The 25,626-nt window shown below is 72.5% G+C and carries 20 protein-coding genes; 9 read left to right on the top strand and 11 right to left on the bottom strand.

The window, feature by feature from the left end; translation table 11 throughout:
• Window positions 1-23 precede the first annotated feature (23 nt).
• Complete coding sequence (locus tag AB0K67_RS13450; RefSeq protein ID WP_364058094.1) at window positions 24-692, bottom strand: NB-ARC domain-containing protein; 669 nt, start codon at window positions 690-692, stop codon at window positions 24-26.
• Window positions 689-1,249, bottom strand: a complete 561-nt coding sequence (locus AB0K67_RS13445; protein WP_364059542.1) for a helix-turn-helix transcriptional regulator — start codon at window positions 1,247-1,249, stop codon at window positions 689-691. The genes AB0K67_RS13450 and AB0K67_RS13445 overlap by 4 nt, the downstream gene beginning before the upstream one ends.
• Window positions 1,250-1,536: 287 nt before the next feature.
• On the opposite strand from AB0K67_RS13445, the gene AB0K67_RS13440 reads away from it, so the two are divergent.
• Together AB0K67_RS13440 and yicI are read left to right on the top strand one after the other, a co-directional pair.
• A complete protein-coding gene (locus tag AB0K67_RS13440; protein WP_364058091.1) occupies window positions 1,537-1,785 on the top strand; it encodes a hypothetical protein in 249 nt (82 codons plus the stop codon).
• Between the two features lie 4 nt (window positions 1,786-1,789).
• Window positions 1,790-4,030, top strand: a complete 2,241-nt coding sequence (gene yicI, locus AB0K67_RS13435) for an alpha-xylosidase (RefSeq protein WP_364058088.1) — start codon at window positions 1,790-1,792, stop codon at window positions 4,028-4,030.
• 16 nt (window positions 4,031-4,046) lie between these two features.
• Here the strand turns inward: yicI and AB0K67_RS13430 are convergent, their stop codons facing one another.
• The 3 genes from AB0K67_RS13430 to AB0K67_RS13420 are packed head-to-tail and all read right to left on the bottom strand — an operon-like array spanning window position 4,047 to window position 8,915.
• The gene (locus AB0K67_RS13430; RefSeq protein ID WP_364058084.1) at window positions 4,047-5,999 is read right to left on the bottom strand and encodes an alpha/beta fold hydrolase; all 1,953 of its coding nucleotides are present in this window, start codon (window positions 5,997-5,999) and stop codon (window positions 4,047-4,049) included.
• Entirely contained in the window at window positions 5,975-7,762 is a 1,788-nt protein-coding gene (locus AB0K67_RS13425; protein WP_364058081.1) for an N-acetylglutaminylglutamine amidotransferase, read from the bottom strand. The genes AB0K67_RS13430 and AB0K67_RS13425 overlap by 25 nt, the downstream gene beginning before the upstream one ends.
• A 10-nt stretch (window positions 7,763-7,772) precedes the next feature.
• Entirely contained in the window at window positions 7,773-8,915 is a 1,143-nt protein-coding gene (locus AB0K67_RS13420; protein WP_364058078.1) for a glutamate--cysteine ligase, read from the bottom strand.
• Between the two features lie 276 nt (window positions 8,916-9,191).
• On the opposite strand from AB0K67_RS13420, the gene AB0K67_RS13415 reads away from it, so the two are divergent.
• Window positions 9,192-10,235, top strand: coding sequence for an OmpA family protein (locus tag AB0K67_RS13415; RefSeq protein WP_364058075.1), 1,044 nt, complete (start codon window positions 9,192-9,194; stop codon window positions 10,233-10,235).
• Window positions 10,236-10,369: 134 nt separating this feature from the next.
• Here the strand turns inward: AB0K67_RS13415 and AB0K67_RS13410 are convergent, their stop codons facing one another.
• A complete protein-coding gene (locus AB0K67_RS13410) occupies window positions 10,370-10,831 on the bottom strand; it encodes a MarR family transcriptional regulator (protein ID WP_364058072.1) in 462 nt (153 codons plus the stop codon).
• A gap of 77 nt (window positions 10,832-10,908) precedes the next feature.
• Here AB0K67_RS13410 and AB0K67_RS13405 point away from each other — a divergent pair, with 77 nt between their 5' ends.
• Window positions 10,909-13,008: an MMPL family transporter gene (locus AB0K67_RS13405; RefSeq protein ID WP_364058069.1), complete on the top strand. Its 2,100-nt coding sequence runs from the start codon at window positions 10,909-10,911 to the stop codon at window positions 13,006-13,008.
• On the opposite strand, the gene AB0K67_RS13400 is transcribed toward AB0K67_RS13405, so the two are convergent.
• Together AB0K67_RS13400 and AB0K67_RS13395 are read right to left on the bottom strand one after the other, a co-directional pair.
• Window positions 12,988-14,196, bottom strand: a complete 1,209-nt coding sequence (locus AB0K67_RS13400) for a flavin-dependent oxidoreductase (RefSeq protein ID WP_364058066.1) — start codon at window positions 14,194-14,196, stop codon at window positions 12,988-12,990. The two genes, AB0K67_RS13405 and AB0K67_RS13400, sit on opposite strands and share 21 nt — an antisense overlap.
• 262 nt (window positions 14,197-14,458) lie before the next feature.
• Window positions 14,459-15,319 carry a CU044_5270 family protein gene (locus AB0K67_RS13395; protein WP_364058063.1) on the bottom strand — a complete coding sequence of 287 codons (861 nt, stop codon included), beginning with the start codon at window positions 15,317-15,319 and terminating at the stop codon, window positions 14,459-14,461.
• 137 nt (window positions 15,320-15,456) lie between these two features.
• Here AB0K67_RS13395 and AB0K67_RS13390 point away from each other — a divergent pair, with 137 nt between their 5' ends.
• Together AB0K67_RS13390 and AB0K67_RS13385 are read left to right on the top strand one after the other, a co-directional pair.
• Window positions 15,457-15,969: a SigE family RNA polymerase sigma factor gene (locus AB0K67_RS13390; RefSeq protein ID WP_364058060.1), complete on the top strand. Its 513-nt coding sequence runs from the start codon at window positions 15,457-15,459 to the stop codon at window positions 15,967-15,969.
• On the top strand, window positions 15,956-16,687 hold the full coding sequence (locus AB0K67_RS13385; RefSeq protein WP_364058057.1) for a hypothetical protein: 732 nt from the start codon (window positions 15,956-15,958) through the stop codon (window positions 16,685-16,687). Before AB0K67_RS13390 ends, AB0K67_RS13385 begins: the two co-directional genes overlap by 14 nt.
• On the opposite strand, the gene AB0K67_RS13380 is transcribed toward AB0K67_RS13385, so the two are convergent.
• Window positions 16,671-17,972: an acyltransferase gene (locus AB0K67_RS13380; protein WP_364058054.1), complete on the bottom strand. Its 1,302-nt coding sequence runs from the start codon at window positions 17,970-17,972 to the stop codon at window positions 16,671-16,673. The genes AB0K67_RS13385 and AB0K67_RS13380 overlap by 17 nt on opposite strands.
• 144 nt (window positions 17,973-18,116) lie before the next feature.
• On the opposite strand from AB0K67_RS13380, the gene AB0K67_RS13375 reads away from it, so the two are divergent.
• A complete protein-coding gene (locus AB0K67_RS13375) occupies window positions 18,117-19,451 on the top strand; it encodes a GAF domain-containing SpoIIE family protein phosphatase (protein WP_364058051.1) in 1,335 nt (444 codons plus the stop codon).
• Here AB0K67_RS13375 and AB0K67_RS13370 read toward each other — a convergent pair.
• The gene (locus tag AB0K67_RS13370; RefSeq protein WP_364058048.1) at window positions 19,446-20,468 is read right to left on the bottom strand and encodes an ABC transporter permease; all 1,023 of its coding nucleotides are present in this window, start codon (window positions 20,466-20,468) and stop codon (window positions 19,446-19,448) included. The two genes, AB0K67_RS13375 and AB0K67_RS13370, sit on opposite strands and share 6 nt — an antisense overlap.
• Window positions 20,469-20,571: 103 nt before the next feature.
• Between AB0K67_RS13370 and AB0K67_RS13365 the strand changes: the two genes are divergently transcribed.
• Window positions 20,572-21,444, top strand: a complete 873-nt coding sequence (locus AB0K67_RS13365) for an aminoglycoside phosphotransferase family protein (protein WP_364058045.1) — start codon at window positions 20,572-20,574, stop codon at window positions 21,442-21,444.
• Window positions 21,445-22,981: 1,537 nt separating this feature from the next.
• On the opposite strand, the gene AB0K67_RS13360 is transcribed toward AB0K67_RS13365, so the two are convergent.
• Entirely contained in the window at window positions 22,982-23,998 is a 1,017-nt protein-coding gene (locus AB0K67_RS13360) for a polysaccharide deacetylase family protein (protein WP_364058042.1), read from the bottom strand.
• A 381-nt stretch (window positions 23,999-24,379) separates the two neighbouring features.
• On the opposite strand from AB0K67_RS13360, the gene fdhA reads away from it, so the two are divergent.
• The gene (gene fdhA, locus AB0K67_RS13355; protein WP_364058039.1) at window positions 24,380-25,603 is read left to right on the top strand and encodes a formaldehyde dehydrogenase, glutathione-independent; all 1,224 of its coding nucleotides are present in this window, start codon (window positions 24,380-24,382) and stop codon (window positions 25,601-25,603) included.
• Window positions 25,604-25,626: the final 23 nt, after the last annotated feature.

The following is a 25,626-nucleotide window of genomic DNA, read 5'->3' as shown; positions in this document are numbered from 1 at the left end:
TCTCGCCTTCTGACCGGTGCCGCTCAGCGCCCGAGGGGCGGGCCGGCCCTCACCGCCGGACCGGGGTCAAGGGAGGGCGGCGAGTTCGGCGCGTACCGCGTCCGCGTGCCGCCCTGCCCGATGGCAGGCGTGGCCGATGCCGTACGGGCGTCGGCCGCCGGGTCGCCCGCGTCGAGGGTGTCCAGCCGCCTGCCCCGGCCGGCGAGCCGGGCGGCGACCGCGGCCAGGGTGGTCGCGTGCGCGGCGGCGTGCGCGGCCGCGATGCCCAGCGCGAGCGGCAGCCCGGCGCAGCGCGCGACGATGGCGTCGGCCGCCTCGCGCTCGGCGGCGACGCGGGCCGCGCCGAGCCGGGCCGCCAGCAGCTCTCTTGCCTGGCCGGGACGCAGCAGGCCGAGGGGCAGCGCGGCGGCCGCCTCCGTCGCGATGAGGCCGGTCAGCGCGTTCCTGCTGGTCACCAGCACCGCGCAGGACGGTGCGGCGGGCAGCAGCGGCGTGACCTGATCGGCCTGCCCGGCGTTGTCCAGCACGATCAGGACCCGCTTGTCCGCCAGGATCGTCCGGTACAGCGCGGCGCGGGCGGGCAGGTCTTCGGGGATCCGGCGCGGCGGCACGCCCAGCGCCTCCAGGAACGTGGCCAGGGCGTCCCGGGGGTCCACCGCGTCGCCCGCCGGGCCGAAGCCCTTGAGGTTCACGTACAGCTGGCCGTCCGGGGAACCACGCGCGTGCCCGGTGTCCCCAGTGCAGGGCCAGGCACGTCTTGCCGATGCCCGCCATGCCGGAGACGACGCAGATCCGCGTGCCCGCCTCGTCCGCTCGCGGGCCCAGCAGCGCGTCCAGCTCCGCCAGCTCCCCGGCCCTGGCCACGAACCGCGGCACACCCCTGGGGAGCTGGCGGGGGGGCACGCCACCCGGCGGTGGCCTTAGCCTGGCGGCCGTCGCCCGTCTCGGCGTCGTCTCCCGCGTCCTTCGCGTGGGCGGCCTTGTCCGCGCTGCCCGCGGACGTCGCGGCGGCGGCCAGCAGCGCCTGCTCGTACGGGTCGAGCTGGAGCGCCTCCGCGAGCAGCCTGAGCGACCTGCTGCGGGGACGGTGGACGGCGTCGTTCTCCAGGCGGCGGATCGTCCGCACGTTGACGCCGCTCTTGGTGGCGAGCTCCTCCTGGGTCAGCAGCGCCCGGCCGCGCCAGGCCCGGATGAGCGCGCCCGAGCTCCGGCTCTGCGGCGCGGAGAAATCGCCCGCGCCGTCACGCATGTCAGCAGGCATGGCGACCCCTCGATCGAACGCCCTCGGCGCATCGCCCGCGTTCCAGTGACGCCGACGGGGTGGAGTCTACGTAGGCCCCGCGCTCCGCAAGAGCGTCGTGTCCGTTTGCGCCCGCTGCCTGTCCGGAATGACCCGTTCGGCATCTTCCTGTGCCGGGTCTTCGCGGTGGCCGCGGTGCCGGACAGCACGCTGGAGGCGGCCCGCCTGGACGGCGCGGGCGAGCTGCGGATCTTCGTCACGATCGTGCTGCCGATGATGACCAGGGCCTGGTCACGGTGTTCCTGCTGCAGTTCGTCGGCATCTGGAACAACTGCCTGCTGCCCTTCATCATGCTCTCCGACCAGGACAAGTATCCGATCACGCTGGGCCTGTACACGTTCCTCGGCAAGGGCGCGGGCGGCGGCGACCTGTACTCGCTGGTCATCACCGGCTCGGCCGTCGCCGTGATCCCGCTGATCGTGCTGCTGCTGGTGCTGCAGCGCTTCTGGCGGGCGGACCTGCTCGCGGGCGGGCTGAAAGGCTAGAACCATGAAGTTCACCGACGGGCTCTGGCAGCTCCGCCCCGGCGTCACCGCGCTGTACGCGGCCGAGGCCTACGACATCCACACAGAAGACGACGCGATCACCGTGACCGCGCCCACCACCGTCATCACCCGCCGCGGCGACACGCTCAACCGCCCGGTGCTGACCCTGCGGCTGTCGTCACCGCTGGAGAACGTGATCCGCGTCCGCATCGACCACCACATCGGCGGCGGCGAGCAGCGCGGCTTCGACCTGCCGGGCGACGGCGACGGCCCGGCCAAGACCGACGGCACGACGCTCACCAGCGGAGCGCTCAGCGCCACCGTGACGCCCGGCGCCCCCTGGAACCTGGCCTTCCACGCGGGCGAGCGGCGGCTCACCGAGAGCGGCCACAAGTCGATCGGCTACTTCCGGCTCGACGCCGACGCCCAGACCGACCCCGGGCCGGTCGGCAAGCGCAGGACCGGGCCGTCGGCCCACCTCGCCCAGCAGCTCTCGCTCGGCGTCGGCGAGGTGGTCTACGGGCTCGGCGAGCGCTTCGGCCCGCTGGTCAAGAACGGCCAGACGGTCGACATCTGGAACGCCGACGGCGGCACCTCGTCGGAGCAGGCGTACAAGAACGTGCCGTTCTACCTCACCAACCGGGGCTACGGCGTGTTCGTCAACCACCCGGGGCACGTCTCGTACGAGGTGGGCTCGGAGGTGGTGCAGCGCGTGCAGTTCTCCGTCGAGGGGGAGAGCCTTGAGTACTTCGTCATCTACGGGCCCACGCCCAAGGAGATCCTCGAACGCTACACCGCGCTGACCGGCCGTCCCGCCCGGCTGCCCGCCTGGTCGTACGGGCTGTGGCTGTCCACCTCGTTCACCACCGACTACGACGAGCAGACCGTCACCTCGTTCATCGGCGGCATGGCCGAGCGCGACCTGCCGCTGTCGGTGTTCCACTTCGACTGCTTCTGGATGCGCGAGTTCAACTGGTGCGACTTCACCTGGGACCCGCGCGTCTTCCCCGACCCCGAAGGCATGCTGGCCCGGCTGCACGACAAGGGCCTGCGCGTATGCGTGTGGATCAACCCGTACATCGGGCAGCGCTCGCCGCTGTTCGCCGAGGCGGCCGAGCGCGGCTATCTGCTGCGGCGGCCCGACGGCGGCGTCTGGCAGTGGGACATGTGGCAGGCCGGCATGGGCCTGGTGGACTTCACCAACCCGGGCGCGACGCGCTGGTTCCAGTCGAAGCTGCGCGGCCTGCTCGACCAGGGTGTGGACGCGTTCAAGACCGACTTCGGCGAGCGCATCCCGCTCGACGTCGTCTACCACGACGGCTCCTCGCCCGAGCGCATGCACAACCTGTACGCCCAGCTCTACAACCAGGCCGTCTTCGAGGTGCTGGAGGAGCGGCGTGGGCGCGGCGAGGCGGTGCTGTTCGCCCGTTCGGCGACCGCGGGCGGTCAGCGGCTGCCCGTCCACTGGGGCGGCGACTCGGGCTCGTCGTACGAGTCCATGGCCGAGAGCCTGCGCGGCGGCCTGTCGCTGGCGTTCTCCGGTTTCGCGTTCTGGAGCCACGACATCGGGGGTTTCGAGGGCACCCCCGATCCCGGCGTGTTCAAGCGGTGGGTGGCCTTCGGGCTGATGTCCTCGCACTCGCGGCTGCACGGCTCGTCGTCGTACCGGGTGCCGTGGGCGTTCGACGAGGAGGCGGTCGAGGTCACCCGGGTGTTCACCAAGCTCAAGCTGCGGCTGATGCCGTACCTGTATCAGGCGGGCATCGAGGCGCACGAGCGGGGCACGCCCGTCATGCGGCCGATGGCGATGGAGTTCCCCGGCGATCGCAACGTCGCCCACCTCGACACCCAGTACATGCTCGGCCCCGACCTGCTCATCGCCCCCGTCTTCAGCGCCGACGGCACCGTGGAGCTCTACCTGCCCGAGGGCACGTGGACGAACTACCTGACGGGCGAGCGCGTCGAGGGCGGGCGCTGGCGCACCGAGCGGCACGGCTTCACGTCGATGCCGATCTACGTGCGCGAAGGCGCCGTCCTGCCCGTCGGGGCCCGCGACGACCGGCCTGACTACGACTACCTCGACGGCCTGACGCTGCGCGTCTACCCCGGACCCGACGGCGAGACCACGCTCACCGTCACCGACCCGGCGACGGGCACGCCGGCCAGGTTCACGGTCGTACGCGCGGGCGGCGAGGTCACGGTCACCTCCACGCTCGGCTCCGGCTGGCGGCACGAGCCCGCCTGAGCGGGGGCGGCCGGGGTCACCTGGGGTTCACGTGGGCCGACAGGAACGCCACGACCCTGGTGACGAAGGCCGCCCTGTTGGCCATCCGCCGGATCTCGTGACCTTCGTCGTCGAAGATCAGGTGCTCGCAGGGCAGGCCGAGCGCGGCGGTCGCGGCGATCACCTGCTCGGCCTCGTACAGCGGCACGTTGGTGTCCTGCGCCCCGTGCACCACCAGCAGGGGAGCGGCCAGCCTGTCGAGCGAGCGCAGCGGCGACAGCGCGCGCAGCAGCCGCCGGTCCGCCTCAGGGTGGCCGTACTCGGGGACGGCCGCGGCGGCGATCCACGGCTCGGTGCGGGCGTAGAAGGTCTCGAAGTCGGCGATGCCGCTCACGGTCACGCCCGCCCGGAACAGGCCGGGGTGGGCGACGAGCGCGGCGAGGGTCAGGTAGCCACCGTACGACCAGCCCATGCAGGCGAGCCTGGACGGGTCGCCCGCGCCGATGCGGGCCAGCTCGGCCGCGCAGTCGGCGACGTCGTCGATCGCGTGGAAGCGCAGCTCGCGGTCGTCGGCCTCGCGGAAGGCCCGCCCGTACCCGCCGGAGCCGCGCACGTTCGGGGCGAGCACCCCGATCCCGGCGGCCAGCAGCCCCTGGTAGAGCGGGTTGAACGCGGGCCGCTCCTGGTCCTCCGGCCCGCCGTGCAGGAAGATCGCGAACGGCGCGGGGCCCTGCGTGTGCGGCGGCCGGTAGAGCCAGGCGGCGAGCTCCAGCCCGTCGCGGGCGGGAAAGCGCACCAGCTCGGCCCCGGCCGCCGTGGGCAGCCGGCCCGCGCCCGCCGCGTGCAGGTAGCCGCCGTGGTCGAGGTCGCAGAGCAGCACGTGGGACGGCTCCTGCGGGCTCTCGGCGGCGAGCGCGGCCAGGTCGCCATCCCAGCCGATCCTGGCCGAGGTGACGACGTCGGCGGGCGGCGGCGGCAGGTGTTCGAGCCGGCCGCGCTCCAGGTCCATGACGTCCAGCTCGGAGCGGCCGTGCCGGTTCCACACGAGCAGCGCGCGGCGGCCGTCCGGGCTGAGCGCGAACCTGTCCAGCTCGGCGTCCTGCCGCTCGGCCAGCACCACGGCCTCGGCCCCCTGGTGGACGGCGAGCAGCGCGGCGCGGTCGCGTCCCGCGTCCGACACCAGGTAGGCGGTCCTGCCGTCGGGGGAGAGCGCACCGTCGTCGGTGGTGCCCGGCAGGCCGGGCAGCAAGGGGTGCTCGTCGCTCGGCTCGTGCGCGCCGAGCGCCTCCGACACCAGATCGACCACGTACATGCGGCGGTGGCCGCGCGGCCCGCGCCGCAGCAGCATCCTGGCGTGGTCGCGGCTGACGGCGACGGGCCGCAGCAGCGGCCCCGCGGCGATGACCTGGCGCGCGCCGGTGACGGCGTCCACGAGCACGGCCCTGGACACGCCGTCGGCCGACGTCTCAGTGACGAGCAGCGTCTCGCCCCGCCCGGTCCAGCGCACCGGCACGGCCGAGCCGCCGGAGGGCGCGGCGAGCACCCGCAGGTCGCCGCCGTGCGGCTGGACGGCCCACACCTGGGTGTGCTCGCCGCCGCCCGGCGCGACCTGCACGGCGAGGTGCGTCCCCGCCGGTGACCAGCGCACGTCCACCACCGGCTGCGGCCCGGTGCCGACCGTCCACGGCTCGCCGCCGCCGCGCAGCGGCCGGATCCACACGCGGGGCGCGCCGTCCTGGTCGCTGACGTACGCCACCGCGCCGTCGCCGGGGGCGAGCGCGGGCGCGTGGCAGGTCCACGCGGTCAGCCCGGCCGCCGCCGGCAGATGCGACAGCCCGCCCAGCAGGTTCCCGTCGGGGTGCGGGCGCGCCAGGTCGTCGAGGCGCGGCACCTCGAACGGGTACACCGGCCCCGCCCGGCTCACGGCGACGGGCGGGCGGGGCGTGTCGTCACCCGGCCGCGCCATCACAACCCGTGGGTCTGCAGCCACAGCTCCAGCAGGCCGAGCTGCCACAACGTGTTCACACCCGTCGGCGTCCTGTCCCGCTCGGGGTCGGCGAGCAGCCGGTCCACCAGGTCGCGGCGGAACAGGCCGCGCTCGCGGGCGGCCCTGCCGGTCAGCGCGTCACGGAGCAGATCGAGCACGGCGCCCCGCACGTGCCGGATCGCGGGCACGGGGAAGTACCCCTTCGGCCGGTCGATGACCGCTGCAGGCAGCAGCCGCCGCGCGGCGTCCTTGAGCACGCCCTTGCCGCCGTGCGCCAGCTTCAGCTCGGCGGGGCAGGCCGCGGCCAGCTCGACCAGCTCGTGATCGAGGAACGGGGTGCGCGCCTCAAGCCCGTGCGCCATCGTCATGTTGTCCACCCGCTTGACCGGGTCGTCCACCAGCATGGCGGTGATCTCCAGACGGAGCACGGCGTCGAGCGCGGTGTCCGCGCCCGGCCTGGCCAGGTGGTCGCGGACGAAGTCGCCGCTCGCATCATGGTCGAGCAGGCGGTCCGGCTCCAGCAGCGCGGCCAGCTCCTCGTGCGAACGGTCGAAGAACGCGCGCTCGTACACGGCGGCCGCCTCGGCGCGTGGCACGCCGGCCAGCGGCGGGAACCAGCGGTAACCGGCGAACACCTCGTCCGCCCCCTGACCCGACTGCACCACTTTGACGTGCTCGGCGACCTCCTGCGCAAGCAGGTAGAACGCCACGCAGTCGTGGCTGACCATCGGCTCGCTCATCGCGCGCACCGCGCCCTCGAGCCCGTCCAGCAGGCGCGTGTCCGGGATGCGGATGCGGTGATGATCGGTACGGAAGCGGCCGGCGATCATGTCGGAGTAGGCGAACTCGTCGCCCTGCTCGCCGCCCGCCGGCTCGAACCCGATGCTGAACGTGACCGGCGGCTCCCGCCCCTCCTCGGCCAGCAGCGCCACGATGAGGCTGGAGTCCAGGCCGCCCGACAGCAGCACGCCCACCGGCACGTCCGCGACCATCCTCCTGCGTACGGCTTCGCGCAGCGCGCCCAGGACCGCCTCCCGCCACTCGGCCGCGGTCAGCCCGGCCGCCTCGGGGAGCGCGGCGCGGGTGTGAAGCGGGTCCCAGTAGCGGTGGCCGGTGCTCGCGCCGTCCGGCTCGATCACCCGTACGGTGGCCGCCGGCAGCTTGCGCACGCCCGCCAGGATCGTGCGCTCGCCGGGCACCAGCGAGTGGAACGTCATGTAGTGGTGCAGCGCCACCGGGTCGATGCCGGTGTCCACGCCCCCGGCGGCCAGCAGGGCGGGCAGCGACGAGGCGAAGCGCAGCCGGGTGCCGTCCTCGGCGACGTACAGCGGCTTGATGCCGAGCCGGTCGCGGCCCAGCACGAGACGGCCGGTGGCGCGTTCGTACACGGCGAAGGCGAACATGCCCTTGAAGTGCTCCACGCAGCGCGGACCCCACCGGTGGAACGCCTTCATCAGCACCTCGGTGTCGGAGGTGGAGGTGAACCGGTAGCCCGCGCCGCGCAGCTCCCGCCGCAGCTCGGCGTAGTTGTACAGGCAGCCGTTGAACACCACCGCAAGGCCCAGCTCGGCGTCCACCATCGGCTGCGCCGCCTTGTCCGACAGGTCGATGATCTTCAGCCGGCGATGGCCGAGCGCGACCGGGCCGCGCGACCACAGGCCGGAGCCGTCGGGGCCGCGCGCGTGCATCGCCTCCGCCATCCGCCCGACGGTCCCGATGTCGGCCTGCCCGCCGTCGAAGCGGATCTCTCCGCTCAGCCCGCACATGGGACGCCGTTCACGACGCCGACCGGTACGCGGGCGGATCGCCCTGCCGGTCCCACCCGCACGCCCGGGTCTCCGCCAGCAGCAGGTCCACCACGTCGGCGAGCCGCCCCCGCCGGGCGAACGCGCGGCGCTGCCGTTCCGCCGAACTTCCCCTGGCCAGCGCCCTCTCGACCAGGGTGGACACGAGGCCGGCGTCGCCCGCCCGTTCGAGCTGCGGCCGCAGGCCCTCCACCAGCCGCCTGATCACCACCGGCGCGGGGCGCGGCACGCCGTTCACCGGGTCGATCAGCTCGCCCTCCAGGCCCGAGCGCGCCGCCTGCCAGGAGGCCGCGCGCACCGCCGCGAGCTGCACCGTCCGCTCCACGCCCTGCCGGATCTCCTCAAGCTCCCTCGCCACCATCGCGCGGAACAGCCCGGCGATCAGCACGATGTCCTCAACCCGCGGGCAGGAGTCGCAGATGCGCAGCTCGACCGTGGGCACGTGCTGCGACGGCCGGATGTCGGAGTAGATCATCCCCGAGTCGGTGATCACGCCGGTCCTGATCAGCTCGTTGACCATGTCGTCGTACTCGGCGGCCGAGTCGTACTTGTCGATCGGGCCCGCCGTGGGCCAGCGCTGCCAGATCAGGCTGCGGTAGCTCGCGTACCCGGTGTCCTCGCCGTCCCAATAGGGCGAGCTGGCCGACAGCGCGAGCAGCGGCGGCACCCACGGCGTCAGCCGGTGCGCCACCGCGACCGCCAGATCGGGATCGCGCACCTGGGCGTGCACGTGCGTGCCGCAAATGAGCTGGTCGCGGGTGAGCTGCTGGTAGTCGCTCAGCATCTGCTCGTAACGCGGCTCCTGCGACACCTTCTGCTCGCGCCGTTCGACCAGCGGTGCGCTGCCCGCCGCGACGATGCCCAGCTCCACCGCGTCCGCCTCCTCGACCAGCCGCCTGCGCAGCCCGCCCAGATCGCGCGCCAGGTCGTCGAGCCTCATGAACGGCGCGCTGTTGGACTCCACCGTCGAACGCTGCAACTCCTGGGTGAAGCTCTCCGGCGGCAGCGCCTGGAGCAACAGGTCGGCCCGCGCGGCCAGGCGGCGGGTGGAGAGATCCACGACGTGGAACTCCTCCTCCACTCCCACCCGGATCGCGCCCTCGTCACTCTCCACGACCATCACCCCTTGCTCGAAAACCTGCGGACCTCTCCACTCCCCGCAGATCGGGCAAATGCACCTGAAAGTCGGGAGGTGAGGCGATAATGCGCAGTCGGGTGGTGGATCTCCCACCCGCTGTCATCGAACACCTGTTTTCATGGGGGAGGATTCTGCGTGGCGAAAGCTGTGCTCGTGGTGTCACTTCTCGCGATGGTGCTGGCGGGGTGTGGCGCGCCTGCGAACGGGGGAGGCGGCGAGGAAGGGCGGACACCGGCGAGTACCGGGTCACCCGTGGCGGGCGCCGCCACACCGCGCGCCCCGCGGCAGCCCGGCACGCCCACCCCGGAGCCGACGAGCTGCCCTCATGGGGAGCTGATCCCCGCCGTCGAGATCCCGGCCGTGCACAGTGACCCGGTGGTCATCCCTGAGGCCGTGATCGGCGGCGTCAAGGTGCCCTCCGTGACCATCCCCGGCGTGGACATCCCCGCACAGCGCGTCCCCGCCCAGTGCACCGAGGTCGCGCCCGCTCCCGGCGGGTGCCTCGGGAAGGCGTCGATCCCGCCGGTGGAGATCCCGGCCGTGGAGATCCCGCCGGTGGAGATCCCCGGCGTCAACGTGGGCGGCATCAAGCTCGACCCGGTACGCGTGGAGGGCGATCGGGAGGAGGCCAGGCGCCAGGAAGGGCGGTCCGAGCCGGAGGAATGCCAGGTCGTGCCCAAGGACGGCGGCTACGTGCCGAGCGTCTACCGGTCTTCCGTCTACCGGTCCTCCCTCTACCGGCCGTCCCTCTACCGGAGCTCCGCCTACCGGCCGAGTGCCTGCAACGAGCAGAACGAGTGCATTCCGGAGGTCAACGTGCCCGCCGTCGAGGTGCCCGCGGTCGACGTGCCGGCCGTGGAGATCCCCTCGGCGGAGCTCAAGGCGTACGAGGCGGGCGAGAGCGATGCGCTCGAAGGGGAGGACTCGATCGCGTTCAGCATCGAGGCGGACGTGCTGTTCGACTTCGACAGCGCGACGATCAAGCCCGCCGCGAAGGCCGAGCTCAAGCGCGTGGCCCGCGAGATCGCGAAGAAGGCGGCCGAGGACGCCGTGATCAACGTGGACGGCCACACCGACGCCAAGGGTTCGGACGACCACAACCAGGCGCTGTCGGAGCGAAGGGCGCAGGCGGTCGTGGACTGGCTGGCCACCGAGGGCGGCCTGGACAGGTCGCGGCTGAAGGCGCGGGGCTACGGCGAGAGCAAGCCGGTCGCGCCGAACACCAAGCCCGACGGCTCCGACGATCCCGACGGCCGCGCGAAGAACCGCCGCGTCGTGGTCTCGACCGCGACCTGAACCTGAGCCCCCGGGGGCTCGCCTGACGGAGGCGGGCGGGCAGGGTGGGCAGCGCGTGACGGCGGTAGAAGGCCGGGGGTGGCGCGTGGTGGACGGGCGGGGTGGGGTTCGCCTGGCGGCGGCGGGCGGGCGCGTCAGCGCGGGGCCGAGCGGAGGGCGCCCAGTTCCTCGTTCATCGTGTCGAGGAAGGCGGCGACCGTGCGCAGCTCGGCGGGGCTGAAGCGGCTCAGCGCACGCTCGGTGCCATCCGCCAGGGGACGGAAGAACGCGGCGGCCAGCTCCTGGGCCGCCTCGCGGTAGTGGAGGTGGACGACGCGCCGATCGTGCGCGTCGCGGACCCGGCGGATGTGGCCGGCCCGCTCCAGCCGGTCGAGGCAGGCGGTGACCGCGCCCGATGTGAGGTTGAGCTCCTCGCGCAGCTTGCCCGGCGTGATGGGGGACGGCGCGTCGAAGATCATGATGAGCGCCTGCACGTCGGTCGTGTGCAGGCCCTGTGCCTGCGCGAACTCGTGGGCGATGCGGTTGAACTCGGCGGTCATCCGGCGTAGCCGGGTCGCGAAGGAGTGCAGATCGATGTCCCCCTCGCCGCCGTTCATGGCGTCCATGCTACATTAGCTCAATCATTGAGAATCTCATTGGTTGAGCTACGAAGCATGACGAAAGGGTGACCGCCATGGCGCGGCGATCGATCCGCTGGCTCGTCCCGGCGCTTCTGGTGCTGGCCTGGCTGGCCGTGGGAGGCGGGCTCGGACCGTTCGCCGGCAAGCTCACCGAGGTCGCCACGAACGACCAGGCCGCCTTCCTGCCCCAGAGCGCCGAATCCACACGCGTTCTGGACGTCCAGGAGAAGTTCCGGCAGGGAGCCGCGCAACCGGTCATTGTCATCTGGACCTCAGGCGGCTCCGGCATCACCCCCGAGCAGACGGCGGCGGCCACCCGCGCGCTCGCCGGGCTGAGCGGCGCTTCCGGCGTCGTCGGCACCCCCACCCCCGCCTTCCCCTCCGATGACGAGCGGGCGCTGCGCGGCATCGTGCAGCTCAGCCCCGACATCGGCAGCGGCGAGCTCGGCGACGTGCTGGAGCGCATCCGCAAGGCCGTCCCCGTCGAGGGCCTGACCACGCACCTCGGCGGGCCCGCCGCCACCAGGGCCGACCTCGGCGACGCCTTCGCCGGCATCGACGGCCTGCTGCTCGCGGTCGCGCTGGTCACCGTCCTGGTGATCCTGCTGGCCGTCTACCGCAGCGTGCTGCTGCCGCTGGTGATTATCACCGGCGCGGTCTTCGCGCTCGGGCTGGCCTGCGCCGTGGTCTACTTCCTCGCCGACCGCGACATCGTCCGCGTGGACGGCCAGGTGCAGGGCATCCTGTCCATCCTCGTCATCGGCGCGGCCACCGACTACGCGCTGCTGCTCACCGCCCGCTTCCGCGAGGAGCTGGCCGCCGGACGCGACCGGTACGCCGCCGGCCGCATCGCGCTGCGCCGTTCGATCGAGCCCATCCTGGCCAGCGCCGCCACCGTGGCGCTCGGGCTGCTCGCCCTCCTGCTCAGCAACCTGACCAACAACCGCGCGCTCGGCCCCGTGGGCGCGATCGGCATCGCCTGCGCCGCGCTCAGCGCGCTCACGTTCCTGCCCGCGACCCTGGTGCTGCTGGGCCGCGCCGCCCTGTGGCCGGCCAAGCCGCGCCAGGGCGAGGCCGGCGCGCGCGGCATCTGGGACCGCGTGGCCGGGCTCATCGACCGCCGGCCCCGCCTCGTCTGGGTCGCGTCCGTGCTGCCGCTCGCCGCGCTCGCGCTCTTCGCGCCCCAGCTCAACGCCAGGGGCGTGCCGCTTGCTGAGACGTTCGTCAACGACGCGCCTTCCGTGGCCGCGCAGGCGGCGCTGAGCGAGCACTTCCCCGGCGGCTCAGGACAGCCCGCCGTCATCGTCGCGCCCGCCGGGCGCGCCGCCGCCGTGACGGACAAGGCCAAATCCGTCGAGGGCGTCTTCGACGCCGCGCCGGTCAGCGCCACCGGCCGGCCGGGCGGCGAGGCCAAGGTCGTGGACGGCAAGGTGCTCATCGAGGCCACGCTGCGCGACGAGCCCGACAGCGAACCGGCCAAGGAGACCGTCAAGCGGCTGCGCGACGCGCTGCACGCCGAGGACGGCGTGCTGGTCGGCGGCTACAGCGCCCAGCAGGTGGACACCACGGAGACCGCGCAGAAGGACACGCTGCTCATCGTCCCGGTCGTACTGGTGATCATCCTGCTGATCCTCATCGTGCTGCTGCGCTCGCTGGCCATGCCCGTGCTGCTGGTCGCCACCGTGGCGCTGAACTTCCTGGCCACGCTCGGCGTCTCCATGCTCGTCTTCGAGCACCTGCTCGGCTTCACCGGCAGCGACGCGTCCGTGCCGCTGTACGGGTTCGTCTTCCTGGTGGCCCTGGGCGTCGACTACAACATCTTCCTGATGTCCAGGGTCCGCGAGGAGACCCAGGCGCACGGGCCCCGCGAGGGCGTGCTGCGCGGCCTGGTCAGCACCGGCGGCGTGATCACCTCGGCCGGGGTCGTGCTCGCCGCCACGTTCGCCGCGCTGGTCGTGATCCCGCTGACGTTCCTCGTGCAGACCGCGTTCATCGTCGCGTTCGGCGTGCTGCTCGACACGCTCGTGGTGCGGTCGCTGCTGGTGCCCGCGCTCGTCCGCGACCTCGGCGGGCGCGCCTGGTGGCCGAGCAGCCTGGGCCGGGCGCGCGAGCCGCTGCCGGCCGCCGAGCCGTCACCGGTCCAGCGTCACTGACCAGCTGCGGCGGGCGTTGAGCGTGGTGGGTTCGAACCCGGCCAGCTTCTTGTAGTGCAGGGCGATCTCCTCGCGCTCGGCCCGCGGCATCACGTACTCGATGTCGGAGAAGCCCTGCGGCGCGCGCTCGTCGACCATCTTCAGGATGACCTCGGGGCCGTCCTTGCGGTTGGCCAGCACGATCTCGCCGGTGACCGGGCGGCGCTGCTCCTCGTAGAACTCCAGGCCCAGGCCGTTGGCCAGCGCGTACGCCAGCACGCGCGCGTCGATGATCGCCTGGGTGCCGCCGTTGGACCCGGTCGGGTACATCGGGTGCGCCGCGTCGCCCACCAACGTGACGTTCCCCTTCGACCAGTACGGCAGGGGATCCCGGTCCACCAGCGGATATTCGAGCACCTGCTCGGCCCCCGCGACGAGCCCGTACACGTCGAGCTCGTCGCAGTGCCAGCCCTGCACGTGGGGCAGCACCTTGGAGACGCTGATCGGCTGGTTCCAGTCACCGGTGGGCACGCCCAGGACGTCGGTGCGGTGCTGGATCGCCCAGTTGATGAGCTGGGTGCCGTCCTCCGACGGCGGCGCGATCGGGTAGATGACGAGCTTCTGCGTGCGGTCGCCGAGCATGATCATGGACCTGCCGGTCATGAACGGCCTGCCGTACGTGGTGCCGCGCCACAGCACGTCACCGCCCGGTATCGGCTCGCCCTCGTCGGGGAAGAGCGCCCGCCGCACGTCCGAGCGGATGCCGTCGGCGCCGACGAGCAGGTCGGCGTCGTGGTCGAGGCCGGTGATGCGGGAGCCGAGCACGACCGCGTCGGGGCCGAGCCGCTCGCGTACGGCGTCGAGCAGCAGTAACTGCAGCCGCCCCCGGTGGATGGAGTACTGCGGCCACCGGTAGCCGGCGGCGAGCCCGCGCGGCTCCGACCAGATCTGCTGCCCGCGCGGGGTGAGGAAGGTGAGGTCGGCCGTGGCCACCCCGACCTCGGCCAGGCGGTCGCCCAGTCCGAGCTCGATGAGCTCGCGTACGGCGTGGGGGAGGAGGTTGATGCCGACGCCGAGCGGGTGGATCTCCTCCACCGCCTCGTGGACGGTCACGTCGGTGATGCCGGCGGCGTGCAGGCTCAGTGCGGTGGTGAGCCCGGCGATGCCGCCACCGGCGATGATCACGCGCATCGAGCTGGTTCCTGGCATGGGCGGCTCCCTGTCAGGCGTCCGGCCGGGGCCGGGCGGTGGCCTCGGGGCTCCGATCACGCGGGCGGCGCCTGGGTCCGGCCGTGAACGCTCCCCTGGGGTGGGCGTGGTGCAGGACACATGATCTTGATCTGGAGCCTATAGCGGAAGGTGGAAGATCGCCATGGCCGCCGACCAGCCGGGACACCCCGTCCGCCGACCGCCCCCGGGGCCGGCGGACGGGGGTGTCGGGGGAGCGTGGGGACCGGCGTCGGCCGGGGTGTCAGGGGAGCGCGGGGACCGCCGGCGGCGTATCGGTCCAGCCGGCCTCGACCAGCGTCGTGGTCGTCCGGTCGGCAGGCCCGGCGCCGTCCTTCCTGATGTTCTCGAACGACAGCGGCACCATCCGCCCGGTGTCGATGATGAACCGTTGCGTGCCCGAGCTCTCGCCCTCGGCCCAGGTGATGACGACCGCGGCGCCGGTGCGGCCGAGCGCGTCCTTGGCCTGGCCTGCGGCGCGCGCGCCGGGCAGCGTGAGCAGCAGCCGGTACGCCCCGGCACGGACCTCCTTCGGGACGGGCAGGTCGAACAGGAGCTTTTCCAGGTTTCCCTGGACCCACGAGTTCATCTGGTTCTCAGCGATCTTCCGGACCCGGCCGGCCTGGCTGAGCCAGTCCTTCAGGCGGCGGGGGTCGGCGGGCAGGCGCTGCACCTCGTCGTACGTCAGCCGCTGCCCCGCCAGCGAGAACTGGTTCCGTTCGCGCTCGGGGGTGACGTGCCCGTGGGCGGGCTTGGCCGACAGCTTGACCGTCTTGCCGTCGATCGTCTTGTTCCACGTGGCCGGGGAGCCGTCCCGCCGCCACGCCTTCTCGTCGGCGGGACCGGCCGGCCGCGCCCCCAGGTGCCGGCTTCCACTCCAGAAACGGCCGTCGGGCGTGGCCCACTTCTCGGCGACCAGCCGTTCGGAGAGCCGGTACGGGTGCGCCTTCGTGCCGAACCTGTGCGAATTGCTCCACTCCATGATGATCCGGGTGCGCCAGTAGGCTCCCTCGGGCGGCGCGGCGGCGGCAGAGGCGGCCGGCGGTGCGGCGGCGAGGGTGAGCACCGCACCGGCGGCGATCACCGAGCGGACCATCGATCTCATACGTCTCGTCACGCCCTCCTATACGCCCGAGCCCGCCCGGAAGTTGCCCGCGGGCGCCCGCGAGATGATCGCCGGCCACCGGGCAACGCGGCTCGCGGCCCAGGCGTACTAGAGGGCGTGACAGTGGAAAGACGATCATGAGCGGCGCGGAACACGACTTCGCCGCGTTCGTGGCCGCACGCGGCACCAGCCTGCTGCGCGTCGCCTACCTCGCCTGCGGGGACGCGACGGAGGCCGAGGACGTGCTGCAGACGGCGCTGGAGCGTACGTATCGGAACTGGGACCGGGTCCGGCGCGACAGCCCCGAGCCCTATGTGCGCCGCGCCATCATCAACCTCTCCATCAGCCGCGCCCGCCGCCGGGCGATTCTCAGCATCATCCCGGTGCACAGCCCGCCGGAGCGTGCGGCCCGCGCCACGGACGCCGACCTGCGGCACGTGCTCATGGAGGCGCTGCGCGCGCTGCCGCCCAGGCAGCGCGCGGTGATCGTGCTGCGCTACTGGGAGGACCTCAGCGAGCAGCAGACGGCTAAGGTGCTGGGCTGCTCGGCCGGGACGGTGAAGAGCCAGGCGTCGAAGGCGATGGCGAAGCTGCGTGCGGCGTTCGGCGACGAGGAACTGGAAGGAGTGATCAGGAATGCCCACGCTTGAGGAGGCGCTCCGCCAGGCCATGGCCGAGGAGACCGCGCACCTGCAAGCCGCGCCCGACCTGCTGGAACGGGTGATCGCCGGCACCGGCAGCCGGCGCAGGAGGCTCAGGGCGGCCGCGGCGGCTCTGGCGATGGCGGCGGCCGCGGCCGTGCCCGCCGGGTACGTGGCCGCGGGCTCCCTGGCCACGCCTCTCGACCCGGTCACGGTCACTCCCGCGCCGGAGCCGCCGCCCATCGACGACCTCCCGCAGGAGCCATCGGATCCGCCGAGCCTCGGGGACCTGGGCGACGGGCGGGAGTTCGGCCACGTCAAGGTGGGCTACCTGCCCAAGGGCCTGCGGTGGAAGCACCGGTCGCTCGACTTCGGCGACAGGTACACCACCTCCTACGACTACAACGGCGACGAGAACGGCTACTACTGCGTCCAGCTCTACGTGTACGAGAACGACGCCACCGCGGACGTCACCGACCGCATCCAGGCGCTGCGCGACGAGAAGGACGGCGAGGACGTCACCGTCGGCGGCCGTGCCGGCTACTACGTCGTCCAGGGGGCCGGCGAGGACGGCGGCGACGGCACGCCGACGCTGCTGCTGCAACTGGCCGAGCGGCAGTGGGTGGAGATCTCCATCAGCCCGCTGCTCGTGAAGGACCTCGGGAGCATGGCGAAGGTCAAGGCCGAGATGTGGAAGATCGCCGAGGGGCTCAGTTCGACGCTCTGACCGCCCGGCCCGGCCTTCCGGCTGCGGACCTGGCGCGCAGGCGGCGGCCGAACGCGTGGGCGGGCCGCTCGACGTACCGGTAGGTCAGGGCGGCCGACCCCACCACCGTGCAGCCCACCGCGAGCCCGTAGCCGATGCGGGCGGGCAGCGGCACCGGCCCCGGGTCGGGGACCAGCCGCCGCAGCACCTGAATGTAGAGGGGGTGCACCAGGTAGACGGAGTAGCTGATGAGGCCGAGCCGGACGAAGGGGCGCGGCATCGCGTACGAGCGGAGCAGGCGGCAGGCCAGGAACGTCAGCCAGGCCGCCGCCACCGCCGCCGACCAGCTCCACCGGAACGCCATCGCCTCGTCGTCCGGCATCCCCCAGCCGGGGCCGTACCAGACGGCGGCGGCGATGGACGCCGCGGGCACCAGCCCGATCGTCCAGCGCGCCACGCCGCGCCTGAGCTGGCCGTGGTCGAGCCGGTAGAGCGCGGTCCCGGCGAACATGGTGGCCATGATGGCGACGCTCTGCCAGGCCCCGATGCGGCTGTTGACGCACAGCAGCACGACGGCCAGCGCGGCCATGGCGGCGGCCCCGGCCAGGCGCAGACGGGGGCCGCCGGCGAGGACGGCGGCCAGCCCCAGCACGCCCACGGCGGTGACGGCGAGCACGGTCGTCTCGACGCCCAGCGCGCTCGACAGCGCGCCCGCGGGCAGCAGCCCGCCCGCCAGCACGCCCGCGACGGCCACGCCGAGCACCCCGGCGGTGCGCGGGCGGCCCCGGCCGAGCAGGAAGAGCGCGGTCACCAGCAGGTAGAACACCATCTCGTACGACAGCGTCCAGAACACGTTGACGACGCTGGGCACCTGGAGGAAGTCCTGCAACATGGTCACGTGGGCGACGGCTCCCGCGATGGGGTGCTCGGCCACCTGCTCCGGCAGCTCCCAGTAGACGGGGACCAGAGCGAAGAGGGTCCCGGCGAGCGCCACCAGGATCCACAGCGGGTAGAGGCGGAAGAACCGCCCCGCCCAGAAGCCGGTGACGCTGCCCCGCCGTTCCAGCGAGGCCGGCACCACGTATCCGCTGATGAGGAAGAACACCATCACGCCGTACTGCCCGAAGTCGAACCACGGGCTGACGGTCGTACGAACCTCGGGGAACAGCGCGTCGATCAGATGCTCGAAGAGCACGGCGAGCACGGCCAGGCCGCGGAGCGCGTCAAGCCAGGTCTGCCGGGCTTCCAGCGCTTGCGTGTGCCTTTGCAGGCCGCTGCCTTTCTCGGCGGCCAGGTTGGTAACCATCCCATAACGCTAAAGGGTCAACCTGGGTGAACGCTGAGAGTCAAGATGTGGCGGGGTGCGGCTCCCCGCCGCGCACCCCCGCTGACCAGGTGTCATGCCAAAGCGGTTGGGCATGAGGGTGGCGAGGCGTCCCGGGGGGTGGAGGTGAGCGAGCAGGAACGCGAAAACGGCGCGTACGGCGACGATCTGGGCCCGCTCGGCGCGGAGAGCGTCCAGCGGATGCGAGCGGGGCTGCGGCAGATCCAGGAGCTGCATGGCCGGATGGGGCGGCTGCTCGACGCGTTTCTGGCGATCAGCTCGGAGCTGGAGCTGAACCAGGCGCTGCACACCATCGTGGAGGTCTCGGCCCACCTGGTGGACGCCCGCTACGGCGCGCTCGGCGTGCTGGACGAGCACGGCGAGTTCACCGACCTGGTCACGTACGGCGTGGCGGACGACGTCGCCGACGAGATCGGCCGCATGCCCACCGCGCACGGGCTGCTGGCCGAGCTGGTCTCCCGCCGCCGCCCCATGCGGGTGGACGACGTGACCACGCATCCCGCCTTCCGCGGCTACCCGACCGGCCATCCGGTGATGCGCACCCTGCTGGGCGTGCCCGTCATGGTGCGCGGCACCGCGTACGGCAACATGTACTTCGCCGACAAGCGCGGCGGCGGCCCGTTCACCGACGACGACGAGCACCTCATCGCGGCCCTGGCCAGCGCGGCCGGCGTGGCCATCGAGAACGCCCGCTTGTACGAACGACTCCGCCGCGCCGCGGAGACCTTCAAGCGCAGCCTGCTGCCGCATCTGCCCGACATGCGCGGCCTGCGGGCGTGCGCCCGCTACCGCCCCTCCAGCGCGGTCCCGCCGATCGGCGGCGACTGGTACGACGTCGTCATGCTGCCCGACGGCGTGGCCTGCCTGGTGGTCGGCGACGTCATGGGCCACGACGTGCGCTCGGCGGTCGTCATGAGCCAGATCAGCAACATGCTCCGCGTCATCGCCTGGGAGCAGTGCAGTCCGCCGTCGCGCATCCTCGACCGCCTGGACGAGGTGCTGCACGCCCTGCACGGCGGGCCGATGGCGACGGTGCTGCTGGCCCGGCTGGAGGAGCACGGCGACCGGGAGTGGCTGCTGCGCTGGTCCAGCGCGGGTCACCCGCCGCCGCTGCTGGTCACCGAGGACGGCACCGCCTCCTACCTGCGCACCGACGGCGGTCACCCGCTCGGCGTCGCACCCGAGCTGTCGCGCCCCGACCACGCGCAGGTCCTGCCCGCCCGCTCGACCCTGCTGTTCTACACCGACGGCCTGGTCGAGCAGCCGGCGGAGGGGATCGGCGCGGGCATGGACGACCTCGCGGCCGCCGCTTCCGCGCTGCGCCACCTGCCGCTCGAGGAGATGGCCGACCGGCTGCTCGCGCACCGCGGCGACCGGTTCTGCGACGACGTCGCCCTGCTCGCGCTGCGGCTGGACGAGCCCGCGTCGTTGCGGTCATGAGCCGGTACGGTGTCGCGCTCTCGGGCCGGGGTGTCGCTCGCGGTAGCGGAGGAAGACCGCCATCGAGCCCAGCGCCCAGACCGCCAGCACCAGGTACGGCATCAGCCGCTGGTGCCCGCTGAAGTAGACGGCGGTGTGCTGGGCGTTGACCGAGGCGCCGGGCGGCAGCCAGCGGCCGATCGCGCCGAGCGGCGACGGCAGCAGCGGCCAGGACACCGCGCCGCCCGACGACGGGTTGCCGAGCAGCACCATCAGCCCCCAGGTGGGCACCATGGCCCAGCGCCCGACGAGGGTGTTGAACATCGTGAACACCATCCCCGACGTGAACATGGTCAGCGCCAGGATGAACCACGACTCCGGCACCGGCAGGTGGAGCGCGCCGAGCACCCAGTCGACGATGGCCACGATGGCCAGCGCGCCGAGCCCCGCGTACGCCGCGACGGCCGCGATGCGCTCCCAGGGCGACAGCTCCGAGGCGTGCACGCTGAGCTGGACGGCGCCGATGAACCCCATGACCACGGCGGCCAGCGTGATGTAGAACAGCGCGAGGCCGCGCGGGTCGCCGCGCTGCAGCGGCTTGATGTCGCGCACGGTCAGCCGTACCCCGATGCGGGCGGCCACCTGGGGCGCGGCCTCGGTGAGCACCTGCGCGACCGACGCGCCCGCGGCGCCGGAGACGTCGAGCCTGACGTCAGAGCCGCGCACCACGAGGATGCCGAAGACCCGCTGCTCTTCGACCAGTTGCAGGGCCGCCGCCAGGGACGGCTGATAGGTCAGGTCGAGCGAGGCGTCCAGCGCCTGCTCCATGCCGGCGGCGAACGCTTCGCCGCGTACGGTCTCGTGGGTCACCCCGACCACGGCGACCGGGATCCGGTGCGGGGTGGGGTTCGCCATGGCGTACGTGTAGGACCCGGCGAACAGCCCCGCGCCCGCGGACACGATGAGGACGAGCACGGCGGCGGGCACGAACGGCGACTCCTTGAAAGCCGCCCAGTGATGGCGTATCCGGTCGTCCATGCGCTCACGCTAGGCACGGACGGGCCGCCGTCCCGCTGGTGACACGCGCCCCTTGTGCAGGTTTGATCCTCGCGGCTCTGCCGGCAGCGGATAGTCTCGCGCGGTGCAATCGACTGAGAACGACCGGCTGACCGACGACCTGCTGGAGATCGCCGACGCGCTGGTGCCCGGAGCGCCGCTCGACAAGGCGCGGCTCGGCCCAGGGAACGTGCACGACGTCGTGCTGCTGCCGGGGGTGGCGGCCGTCCGCGTCTCCAAGCGCCCGCTCGGAGCGGCGCAGATGCCGCGCGGGGTCGAGATCCTGCGGGCGATCAAGGCCGCGGGGCCGCCGTTCCAGGTGCCGGAGCCGCTGACCCCCGTGGTGGAGTTCGGCTCGCGCCGGGCGGTCGCGGTCTCGTGGATCGACGGTGCGGGGCTGCCTGAAGGCCAGGGCGATCCCCGGCGGATCGCCGGGCTGCTGTCGGCGCTGCGCGAGCTGCCCGTGACGGACGAGCTGCGCAGGCTGCTGCCCGCGCCCCGGGCGCACGACGGGCACTGGGCGCGCGTGATCGAGCACGACGTGCTGCCCCGGCTGCCGTCGCGGCTGCGGTCTGAGGCGGAGCGCCGGCTGGCGGCGGCGCTGGAGCTGGAGGCGGTGCCCGACGTGCTGGTGCACGGCGACCTCGCCGGCGGCAACGTGCACTGGGCCCCGGACGGGACGCTGGTCGGGGTGCTCGACTGGGACCGTGCGCACCTGTTCGACCCGGCGATCGACGCCGCGTTCATGAGCCGGCACGGCTGGCCGAACGTGCGTGCGGCCGTGGACGCCGGGACGTACCGCCGGGCGCGGGTCTGGGACCGGCTGTTCGGGGTGAACATCCTGTGCGCCGTGTTCACGATCGGCGGTGATCCGCTGCCTTATCCCGGCAGCTACGCCGAGCACATCGCGGCCTGGCTGTCGGCGGAGATGGGGGCCGCGGACGGGCCGATGCGTTGACCGCTTTACGTAGTGAATTCGCCGTCAAAGGTCGGCGAAATCCGGAAATATGTCCTAGTTTGTGGTGATTTCCGGCCTAGTGTGAATGCGAAGGGAGTAAACACGGGGGAGGAATCACCATGGCTGGGATCCCGGGATACGACCAAGGGGGCGGCTGCGGACGCCGAGGCTGGCGATGCCGCTGGCGGAGAAGGCGCTGGCGCTGGAGGAGGAGGCGCTGGTGGGGCTGGGGCGGCCCCTGGGGCGGCTGGGACTGGTAACGGTTCCCGCCCAAAGCGTACGAACGACCATGATCGTCCCGGGCCTGGGGGACCCGGTACGGTCACGACCGCTCGAACGTCACACGCGCAACGTCGCCGAGCCATTGCCGGGGAGCCATGGCTGAGCATGCTGGAGCCGGTCGCTGAGTCATGCTTGGAGCACGCAACCGCCGGCGGAAACGCCGCATCGGACGGTGGCGCCCTGACCACGGCCGCTGCGTCGGTGAAGGCGCACCGGACGGTGGCGCCCTGACCACGGCCGCTGCGTCGGTGAAGCCCCCGGCTTGTTCCCATACGCCCTGCCTTCGCCGGCCTCTCGCTGACACCGGGTCTGGCGGCGCCGCTCCCCGTGGCACACCGGTGCTGTCAGTGGCGCCGGTGCGGTCGGCGCCGCGTGCGTGGCGTCGGTCCGGTCGGCGTGCGTGGCGTCGGTGTGGCTGGTGCTGCGTGCGTGGCGTTGGTGTGGCTGGTGCCGCGCCCGTGACGCGGCATGGCCGGCGCCACTCTCGTGACGCCGGCCTGGCGGCGGGCCCCCGGCTCGTGGGTCCGCCGCGAGCTCCCCGGCCGGCCGCACTGTAAGGCCACCAGGGCTTCACGACCGGCCAGAGAGGTCGAAAGGCCCGGACCGGCCGGAGAGGACGGCCCTGACGGTGGGGGAGGGGGACGGCCTGACCCACCGGGAGAGGACGGGCCTGACGGTGTGGGAGGGGGACGGCCTGACCTGCCGAGAGAAGAGCGGCCCTGACCGTGTGGGACGGGGACGGCCTGACCTGCCGAGAGGAGGACGGCCCGGACCTGCCGGGGGCGACATCATGGACCGCCCCGGGGGAGCGGACGGCCACGACCGGCCGGGCGTGGAGGGCCGGTCCGGGCAGGATCGGCCGGCCTCTCGCGCCCCCGGCCGCCCGCGGTGGTCGCTCACCCCAGCCGACCCCGCACCTCCTGCCCGGACCGGTGACCGTGGGCTGCGGTCGCAGCCTGGCCTTGCAGCCGCCGTCCCGCCCGACCCGCCACTGCGGAAAGTGAGGCTGGGAGCTCCAGGGTGTGAGGCCGGATGAGCCCACACCCGTCTGCGCGCCTGCGCGAAGCCGGGCGGGGCGGCCATCGCCCTGGCAGCCGTCCCGGCAGACGGCGCCGCCGTCCCCGCCCGGCACCTCGCGCCAGGGGCCTGTGGTCGCACCTGGTCCTCGCGCGGGCGGTCGGTCACGGCGGCGGGTCACCCCCCCGATCGCACCCCACGAGGCGGGTCACCCCTCGCTCGCACCGCCAGAGGCGGGTCAGCCGGTACGGCAGGAGACCGAGGGCCAGTTCCAATTGCCGCCATGCTGGATCGTGAAGCCGAACGTGTTGCCGTTGCCGTTCGGCCGCATCGTCATCACGTACCCGCTGGAGTCCCACGACGGGGTGCCGTTCCAGGTGGCGATGACGCGCTGCGGCGGGGTCAGGGTGACGGTGACGATCCACGAGTTGGACCCGGACACGGTCACGGACAGGTTGAACCGGTCGTTCCACTGCTGGCCGGGCGTGATGGTGGCGGTGCAGGAGTCGCCGGGCGGCGGGGTGGTGGGATCGCCTCCGTCGTCGGGTGCGACGGCCCGGCCGGTGGTGGGCGAGATCATGCCGGCGCACAGGTTGCGGCTGCGGAGGTTCGCGGCGATCTGGGGGATGGCGGCCAGGGTGGTGGCGTACTGGTCGTGCATGAGGATGACCTGGCCGTTCTGCAGGCGGCTGGCGGCCTGGACGATCTGGGCGGTGCTGGCGCCGTTCCAGTCCTGGGAGTCGACGTCCCACAGCACCTCGGTGAGCCCGAGCTGCTGCGCGACGGACCTGACCGTGCCGTTGGTCTCCCCGTACGGCGGGCGGAACAGCCGGGGCGCGCTGCCGGTCGCCTGCTGGATCGCCTGCTGGGTGCGCTGCAGCTCGGAGGTGACCTGCGAGCTGCCGAGCTGGGTCAGGTGGGGGTGCGACCAGCTGTGGTTGCCGATCCACATGCCGGCGTCGCGCTGTGCCCTGACCAGGGAGGGGTTGTTCTGGGCGTTCTGGCCGATGTTGAACATGGTGGCGCGCAGGCCGTTCGAGGTCAGGGCGTTGAGCAGGTTGGCGGTGTTGCCGGGGTTGGGCCCGTCGTCGAACGTCAGCGCGACGTAACCCGCGCTGCAGTCAGCGGCTGCGGTGTGGCGCTGCGCGGCGGAGGCCGAGGCGACGGCGGAGGTCACGGTCACGGCGAGGCAGGTGGCGAGGAGCCCGCTTAAAAGCGCGGTGGCGAGCGCGCTGCGGCGTTTCCTTTCGATCATGCTGGTCCCTTTGATCATTTCGGGGGCTGCACCTGCCGGTCATTGTGAGTACGCCTCCGAAATGTGTCAACGAGAAGCAGAAATGTTTCGGTACATCATCGGTAAAAGCCCGGGTAACAGCGGCTCTCACGTGGATCTATAGCGGCCGAAAATTATCGGAACCATGAAAGCTTCTTTCAGTCCTACGGCAGGGGTCGGTCAACGGCGGCCCCGTAGTCGGTCACGGCCGCGACCGGGCGAGAGTCGAAAGGTATTCTCGGCAATAGATGCAGATTTGTGCGTCTATGTCAGCTCCTGTCCCTTATGTCCGGGAAGGTGAGGTGATCTGAACAGCCGTGAAGATCCACACGCTCGTCACCTTCTGGCAAGGGAGAGTGCCCCATGTCCGGCAACAAGGGAGTCGTGTACGAAGGCCCAGGCAAGGTCGAGGTGCACGAAGTCGACTATCCCGATTTCGAGCTCAAGGACGGCCCCGGCGTCAACCCGGCCAACGTGGGGCGCAAGGTACCCCACGCCGCCATCGTCAAGACCGTCGCGACCAACATCTGCGGCAGCGACCAGCACATGGTCCGCGGCCGTACGACCGCGCCCCAGGGGCTCGTGCTCGGCCACGAGATCACCGGCGAGGTCGTCGAGACGGGGCCAGGTGTCGAGTTCATCAAGACCGGAGACCTGGTGTCCGTGCCGTTCAACATCTCCTGCGGCCGATGCCGCAACTGCAAGGAGGGCAAGACCGGCATCTGCGAGAACGTCAACCCGGACCGGCCCGGCTCGGCGTACGGGTACGTCGACATGGGCGGCTGGGTCGGCGGGCAGGCGCAGTACGCGCTGGTGCCGTACGCGGACTGGAACCTGCTGAAGTTCCCCGACAAGGACCAGGCGATGGAGAAGATCCTCGACCTGGCGATGCTCTCGGACATCTTCCCGACCGGCTACCACGGCTGCGTGACGGCAGGGGTGCAGCCTGGCTCGACCGTCTACATCGCCGGCGCGGGCCCCGTGGGCCTGGCCGCCGCCGCGTCCGCGCTGCTGCTCGGGGCCGCCGTCGTCATCGTCGGCGATCTCAACGAGCAGCGGCTCGAACAGGCGCGCAGCTTCGGCTGCGAGACCGTGGACGTCTCGCTGGGCGACCCGAAGGACCAGATCGAGCAGATACTCGGCGAGCCCGAGGTGGACTGCGCCGTGGACGCGGTCGGGTTCGAGGCGCGCGGCCACGGCCGCGAGGCGCAGACCGAGCGCCCGGCGACCGTGCTCAACACGCTGATGGACGTCACCAGGGCGGGTGGCGCGCTCGGCATTCCCGGCCTGTACGTGACCGGCGACCCGGGAGCCGCCGACGAGGCCGCCAAGCAGGGCTCGCTGTCGATCAGGATCGGCCTCGGCTGGGCCAAGTCGCACGCCTTCACGACCGGCCAGTGCCCGGTGATGCGCTACAACCGGCAGCTCATGCAGGCGATTCTGCACGATCGCGTACAGATCGCCAAGGCCGTCAACGCGACGCCGATCCCGCTGGACGAGGCGCCGCGCGGCTACCACGAGTTCGACGAGGGCGCGGCCCGCAAGTACGTGCTCGACCCGAACGGCTACCTCGGCGCCGCCGCCTGAGCCCGACGCGCCTCCGGAGGCCG

Origin of the sequence: Nonomuraea sp. NPDC052634 (assembly GCF_040678535.1) — a bacterium.
Lineage (GTDB): Bacteria > Actinomycetota > Actinomycetes > Streptosporangiales > Streptosporangiaceae > Nonomuraea > Nonomuraea fastidiosa.
The sequence above is the reverse complement of the archived record's forward strand: the minus strand, read 5'-3'. Positions and strand labels throughout refer to the sequence as shown.

Coding starts and splice junctions, on each gene's coding strand:
- AB0K67_RS13410 (WP_364058072.1), bottom strand. CDS start 10,831: ATGAACGGCGGCGAGGGGGACATCGATCTGCACTCCTTCGCGACCCGG.
- AB0K67_RS13370 (WP_364058048.1), bottom strand. CDS start 20,468: ATGGACGACCGGATACGCCATCACTGGGCGGCTTTCAAGGAGTCGCCG.
- yicI (WP_364058088.1), top strand. CDS start 1,790: ATGAAGTTCACCGACGGGCTCTGGCAGCTCCGCCCCGGCGTCACCGCG.
- AB0K67_RS13390 (WP_364058060.1), top strand. CDS start 15,457: ATGAGCGGCGCGGAACACGACTTCGCCGCGTTCGTGGCCGCACGCGGC.
- fdhA (WP_364058039.1), top strand. CDS start 24,380: ATGTCCGGCAACAAGGGAGTCGTGTACGAAGGCCCAGGCAAGGTCGAG.
- AB0K67_RS13380 (WP_364058054.1), bottom strand. CDS start 17,972: ATGGTTACCAACCTGGCCGCCGAGAAAGGCAGCGGCCTGCAAAGGCAC.
- AB0K67_RS13445 (WP_364059542.1), bottom strand. CDS start 1,249: ATGCGTGACGGCGCGGGCGATTTCTCCGCGCCGCAGAGCCGGAGCTCG.
- AB0K67_RS13400 (WP_364058066.1), bottom strand. CDS start 14,196: ATGCCAGGAACCAGCTCGATGCGCGTGATCATCGCCGGTGGCGGCATC.
- AB0K67_RS13405 (WP_364058069.1), top strand. CDS start 10,909: ATGGCGCGGCGATCGATCCGCTGGCTCGTCCCGGCGCTTCTGGTGCTG.
- AB0K67_RS13360 (WP_364058042.1), bottom strand. CDS start 23,998: ATGATCGAAAGGAAACGCCGCAGCGCGCTCGCCACCGCGCTTTTAAGC.
- AB0K67_RS13425 (WP_364058081.1), bottom strand. CDS start 7,762: ATGTGCGGGCTGAGCGGAGAGATCCGCTTCGACGGCGGGCAGGCCGAC.
- AB0K67_RS13395 (WP_364058063.1), bottom strand. CDS start 15,319: ATGAGATCGATGGTCCGCTCGGTGATCGCCGCCGGTGCGGTGCTCACC.
- AB0K67_RS13385 (WP_364058057.1), top strand. CDS start 15,956: ATGCCCACGCTTGAGGAGGCGCTCCGCCAGGCCATGGCCGAGGAGACC.